Source organism: Streptomyces sp. NPDC096012 (assembly GCF_040426375.1).
Taxonomy (GTDB): Bacteria; Actinomycetota; Actinomycetes; order Streptomycetales; family Streptomycetaceae; genus Streptomyces.
On record NZ_JBEOTD010000081.1, the window covers coordinates 1 to 5,322 of the forward strand.

6 protein-coding genes are annotated in these 5,322 nt (G+C 73.5%); 1 reads left to right on the forward strand and 5 read right to left on the reverse strand.

The annotated features are described in order from the left end of the window. Window positions 1-112: 112 nt before the first annotated feature. From ABVB68_RS36360 to ABVB68_RS36375, 4 genes are all read right to left on the reverse strand, one after another. Window positions 113-595, reverse strand: coding sequence for a nuclear transport factor 2 family protein (locus ABVB68_RS36360; RefSeq protein WP_353605500.1), 483 nt, complete (start codon window positions 593-595; stop codon window positions 113-115). 137 nt (window positions 596-732) lie between these two features. After that, window positions 733-912, reverse strand: a complete 180-nt coding sequence (locus tag ABVB68_RS36365) for a hypothetical protein (protein WP_353605501.1) — start codon at window positions 910-912, stop codon at window positions 733-735. A gap of 434 nt (window positions 913-1,346) precedes the next feature. Further along, window positions 1,347-2,222 (reverse strand): undecaprenyl-diphosphate phosphatase, encoded by an 876-nt coding sequence (locus ABVB68_RS36370; protein WP_353605502.1) that lies wholly within the window; start codon window positions 2,220-2,222, stop codon window positions 1,347-1,349. Window positions 2,223-2,348: 126 nt separating this feature from the next. Next, window positions 2,349-2,819, reverse strand: a complete 471-nt coding sequence (locus tag ABVB68_RS36375) for a winged helix-turn-helix transcriptional regulator (RefSeq protein ID WP_353605503.1) — start codon at window positions 2,817-2,819, stop codon at window positions 2,349-2,351. A 202-nt stretch (window positions 2,820-3,021) separates the two neighbouring features. On the opposite strand from ABVB68_RS36375, the gene ABVB68_RS36380 reads away from it, so the two are divergent. After that, window positions 3,022-4,191 carry a thiolase family protein gene (locus ABVB68_RS36380; RefSeq protein ID WP_353605504.1) on the forward strand — a complete coding sequence of 390 codons (1,170 nt, stop codon included), beginning with the start codon at window positions 3,022-3,024 and terminating at the stop codon, window positions 4,189-4,191. A gap of 84 nt (window positions 4,192-4,275) precedes the next feature. On the opposite strand, the gene ABVB68_RS36385 is transcribed toward ABVB68_RS36380, so the two are convergent. Further along, entirely contained in the window at window positions 4,276-5,040 is a 765-nt protein-coding gene (locus ABVB68_RS36385) for a TVP38/TMEM64 family protein (protein WP_353605505.1), read from the reverse strand. Window positions 5,041-5,322 lie beyond the last annotated feature (282 nt).

The following is a 5,322-nucleotide window of genomic DNA, read 5'->3' on the forward strand; positions in this document are numbered from 1 at the left end:
CCGCCGGCGGCCCCCGCCCCCCGCCGCCGCCCGCCGCCCGGCCGCCCGCCCGCCGTGCGCCGTGCGGCGCGAGGTGGCCCGTGCCGCCGGGGATCCCGGCGGCGCCCCGCTCTCATCCCGTCACGGCGGCCGGGTCGCGGTCGGGCAGCCGGCGCCACTTCTCGTGGACGACGACCTCGCGCAGCCGCCAGCCGTCCCGCGTGCGCAGCAGCCCGAAGTCGTAGCGGCCACCGCACACCAGGTCCGGGGCGGTCGCGCCGCCGTCGCCCGTGAACCGCATCGGATTCACGTAGTCGGCCCGAACCCGGGCCGTGTCACCGGTGTCGTGGTCCAGGAAGCCGAACCGCAGGCGGCGGTTGACGATCAGATGCTGTCGCATGGCGAACAGGGACAGGTTCTCGGCGAGCCATCCGGCGATCTGACCCGCATCGCCCTCGATGCCGCCGGCCGAACGGTAGTCGGCCCGCCCGTCCGCCGTGAACAGCGCCTGGTACGCCGTCCAGTCACCGTCGTCCACCGCCGCGGCGTACTCGGTGATCAGTTCGTCCACGGCCAGCCGGTCCAACACGGTCGCTAGCTCCGCACGCTGCGTCATCGGCACAGTGTTGGGCATGCGGGGCCCTGAGCCAAGAGGCGCGCCCGACATCGGGAGACAGGTCGCGTGTCCGGATGCGGAAAGGGGGCGGTGCGTCCGGCATCGGGTCCCGGCCGCCCCCGGGGGTGCCGTCGGTCTCAGGCCGCCTCGATGACCGCTCCGCGGATCGCCTCGGCCCACTCGACCACCAGCAGTTCGTACTCCGCGCGTTCCTGTGCCGACAGGGTGCCGGCCGCGCGCATCCACAGCGCCCGGATCTGCTCGTTCACCTCGGCGGCAGAGCGCACGGAGCCAGGGGGCATGAAATCGGGGGACATGCGGACCAGCCTAGGGGTAAGCACTGACACTGCGCTACCGCGTCGCTACAAGAAGGTAGGGGGTCGGTCACCGCCGGACCCGGTCCGGTCCAGGGCGGTCGCCTCGGTCCCTCCAGGTCCGGAACGCGCTCGCCGTGCCCACCGCCGTGTGGAGGAAGGCGGAAGAAGGCGGTCGTGGCACCGGAGTACCGGCCCGGACAGCCGCCTACGCCACCGGTGAAGGCACGGGAACCGCAGGCCGCGGCGGCTGCGGAGGGCTCGCCGGGCCGGCCGGCGGGGACCCGGCCCGGCGCCGGGACGCCGGGCGGGCGGGAGATGTCCGAAACCGGGGCGGGCGGCGACGCGCCGGACGGGGAGTTGGCCGCTCCGGGTGTCGGCGTCCGGCGAGGTCCGGGGGCGGCCCGTCGGTCGCCGGCACCGTCCCGCGGCTGCGGTCAGCCCGCCGACTCCGCCGCATGCGGGCTCAGCACGCCGGCGCTGACCAGGGCGATGATGACGATGCCGAGGGCGATCCGGTACCAGACGAACGGCATGAAGCTCTTGTTGGAGATCCACTTCATGAACCAGGCGATGACCGCGTATCCCGAGGCGAACGCGATCGCCGTCGCGAACAGGGTCGGGCCCCAGCCCACATGACCCTGGCTCACCGAGTCCTTCACCTCGAAGGCACCCGAGGCGAGCACGGCGGGGACTGCCAGCAGGAAGGAGTAACGGGCCGCGGCCTCACGCCTGTAGCCCATGAACAGGCCGCCGCTGATGGTCGCTCCGGAGCGCGAGACCCCGGGGACGAGGGCGCAGGCCTGGCACAGGCCGAAGATCAGCCCGTCCTTGACGCCGAGGCTCTCCAGCGTCTTGCGCTGCTTGGGCGCCCGGTGCCGGCCGCCGGTCTCGTCCCGCGCCGCCAGCCGGTCGGCGATGCCGATGACCACGCCGACGACGATGAGCATGGTGGCGGTGACCCGCAGATCGCGGAACGGGCCCTCGATCTGGTCCTTGAGCGTCACGCCCAGCACCCCGATCGGGATCGATCCCACGATCACCAGCCAGCCCATCTGGGCGTCGTGGTTCCGCCGCATCGTCCTGTCGAAGAGCGAGCGGGACCAGGCGGAGATGATCCGGCCGATGTCCTTGCGGAAGTAGATCAGGACCGCGGCCTCCGTGCCGATCTGCGTGATCGCCGTGAAGGCGGCCCCGGGGTCCTTCCAGCCCGAGAACGCCGCGGTCAGGCGCAGATGCGCGCTGGAGGACACGGGCAGGAACTCGGTCAGCCCCTGGACGAGTCCGAGGACGAGGGATTCAAACCAAGACATGGAGGTAGGGCGTCCAAGTGCTGAGGGGAGAAGTGATGATCATGTGACGGAGGCAGGGTAGCGGCCCGGAGTGGCAGCGCGGACACGGGGGTTGGGCGCTCCACGGGCAGGGCGGTACGGCGTTCGTCAGGCCGCGGCCGGCCCCGTGACCGTCCAGCCGGGGGCCTGCGGATGGGCCGTCAGGTCCTCGTGGCGCACGGGGTCGCCGCAGGCGCGGCAGGTGACCACCGGCACCAGCTCGTTGCCGCAGGAGTGCTCGACGGCCATGGGCAGGTCGGCGCCCTTGCGGACGTGACGGTCGCCCCACTCCTTGAGGGTCATCAGGACCGGCTCCAGCTCCAGGCCCGCCTGTGTGGGCCGGTACTCGAAGCGCTGCGGGCGCTCGCTGTAGACCCGCTTGACCAGGATCCCGGCGTCCACGAGCCGGCGCAGCCGGGTGGCCAGGATGTCGCGCGGGGCGCCGGTGTTGCGCACGAGCTGGTCGAAGCGGCCGTTGCCCAGGCAGACCTCCCGCAGGACGAGCAGGGAGTACTTCTCGCCGACCACCGCGAGGGCGTCGGCGATCGAGCAGGGGCGCGGGTCCTTCGTGGCGGCCATGCGGCCAGTCTAGAGGAGGGTTTGTTTTTCCAACTCACCGCGCTATGGTGAGTTTGGAATTCCTACTCACCGGTGGTTCCAGCACTGGTAGCTCCCACACCGGTAGCTCCCCTAGCGGCTCCGCCCGGCAACTCCCGCTCGGTCGCGCATGCGCCGTGCCGTTCCCGGGCCGGGCGGCCGGACGGCCAAGGAGGCCCGCACCATGCGCGACGCAGTCATCGTCGAAGCCGTACGCACCCCCATCGGCAAGGGCAGGCCGAACGGCTCCCTCGCCCACGTCCACCCCGTCCAGCTCCTCGCGCACACCCTGCGCACCCTGGTCGAGCGCTCCGGCGTCGACCCCGTGCTGATCGACGACGTCATCGGCGGCACGGTCGACCAGGTCGGCGAGCAGGCCATGAACACCACGCGGTACGCCGTCCTCGCCGCCGGCCTCCCCGAGACCGTCCCGGCGACCACCGTCGACCGCCAGTGCGGCTCGTCCCAGCAGGCCGTGCACTTCGCCGCGCAGGGGGTCATCTCGGGCGCCTACGACCTGGTCGTCGCCTGCGGTGTCGAGTCCATGAGCCGGGTGCCGATGTGGTCCAACGTGCCCGCGAGCACGGACCCGTTCGGGCCCGGTGTCGCCGAGCGCTACCCGGAGGGCCTGGTCCCGCAGGGCATCAGCGCCGAACTGATCGCCGCCAAGTGGTCCCTTACGCGCGCCCGGATGGACGAGTTCGCGGTCTCCTCGCACCACCGGGCCGCCGCCGCCTGGGAGGCGGGCCTGTTCGACGCGGAGGTCGCCCCGCTGGACGGCGTCGCCCGCGACGAGTCCGTACGGCCCGGCAGCACCCCGGAGATCCTGGCCGGCCTCAAGCCCGCCTACCACGACCCCGGGTTCGCCGAGCGCTTCCCGCAGATCGAGTGGAACGTCACGGCGGGCAACGCGAGCCCCGTCAACGACGGCGCCTCCGCCGTCCTGATCACCTCCGGCGAGACGGCGGCCCGCCTCGGCCTGCGCCCGCTGGCCCGTCTGCGCAGCTTCGCCGTGACGGGCTCCGACCCGCTGCTGATGCTCACGGGCGTCATACCCGCCACGGAGAAGGTGCTGCGCCGGGCGGGACTGACCCTGGACGACATCGACCTGGTCGAGATCAACGAGGCGTTCGCCGCCGTGGTGCTCGCCTGGCAGCAGGAGACCGGCGCCGATCTCGCCAGGGTCAACGTGCACGGAGGCGCCATCGCCCTCGGCCACCCGCTCGGCGCCAGCGGCACCCGGCTGACCACCACCCTGGTCCACGCGATGCGCGAGCGCGGCGCCCGCTACGCCCTGCAGACCATGTGCGAGGCGGGTGGTCTCGCCAACGCGATGATCCTCGAAGGGCTGTGACCGCGCCTGGGGCCCGTCCGACGATTCGCGTCGTCGCCCGGAGCGCGGCAGACGGAAACGCCGTGCAGGCCCCGGGGCACGGGCTCAGCGGCCCCGCAGGCAGTGGCGTTTGCGCCAGGCCACCACCGTGCCCACGAGTGCCGGCACGGCGATGCACGCCATCGCGATCAGGAAGGCGGGGGAGGTCGGCGAGGAGGCCCGGGCGCCGGCGACCGCGTAGGCGGCCGTGTTCGGGATCGAGCCGAGAGCCGTGGCCAGCAGGAAGGGCAGCCAGCCCATACGGGAGACGGCGGCACAGTAGTTCGCCGCCCAGAACGGCACCCCGGGGAAGAGCCGGGCCACCATCATCGAGCGGAACCCGTGCCTGCTGAGCTGCCCGTCGGCGGCCCTGAGCCAGCGGCCCCGCAGCAGCGGGCGCAGCGCCTCCTGGCCGAGGAGGCGGCCCAGGCCGAAGGCCAGCCCCGCCCCGAGCACCGTGCCCGCCAGTGCCGTCGCCAGCCCCAGCTGCGAGCCGAACAGCGCACCCGCCGCCAGGTTCAGCAGGGGGCGCGGTACGAACGCCATGGTGCACAGCCCGTACGCCACCGCGAAGACGAGGGCCGCCGCGGCGCCGCCGAGCTGGGCCGTCCACCCGTGGGTCAGCAACTGCTGCGGCTCGAACAGCAGCACGCAGGCGGCAGCGCCCCCGAGCAGCGCCAGCAGCAGCGACAGCCGGGCGTACGGGGACAGCAGCACTCTCACGCAGCGGGCGGTGACGCCGCCGCGCCGCAGCGGGGCGACGGGGCCGGCGAAGTCGGGGGCGGTTGGCGGAGAGGCCGTGGCGGTGCCAGAGCGGTTGGCATCGAGCATCCGGTGACACTAACCGACGAACGTGTGTGATCGCCGTCAACTGTGTTCCACGACCGTCACAAGAGGGGGGCCGGGGGCACGGGGCCGGGGGCCGGCGCCCGGGGGGTCCGGTGGGCGGGACTCGGGTCCGGAGTCCGCTGGACGGGGACGGTCGGGGGGCCGAGGGGCCCGGAGTTCGGGGGGCCGGGAGCTCGGGGGGCCGGGAGCTCGGGGGGCCGGGAGCTCAGGGGGCCGGGAGCTCGGGGGGCCGGGAGTTCGGGGGGTCCGGGGGGGCCGCGCCCC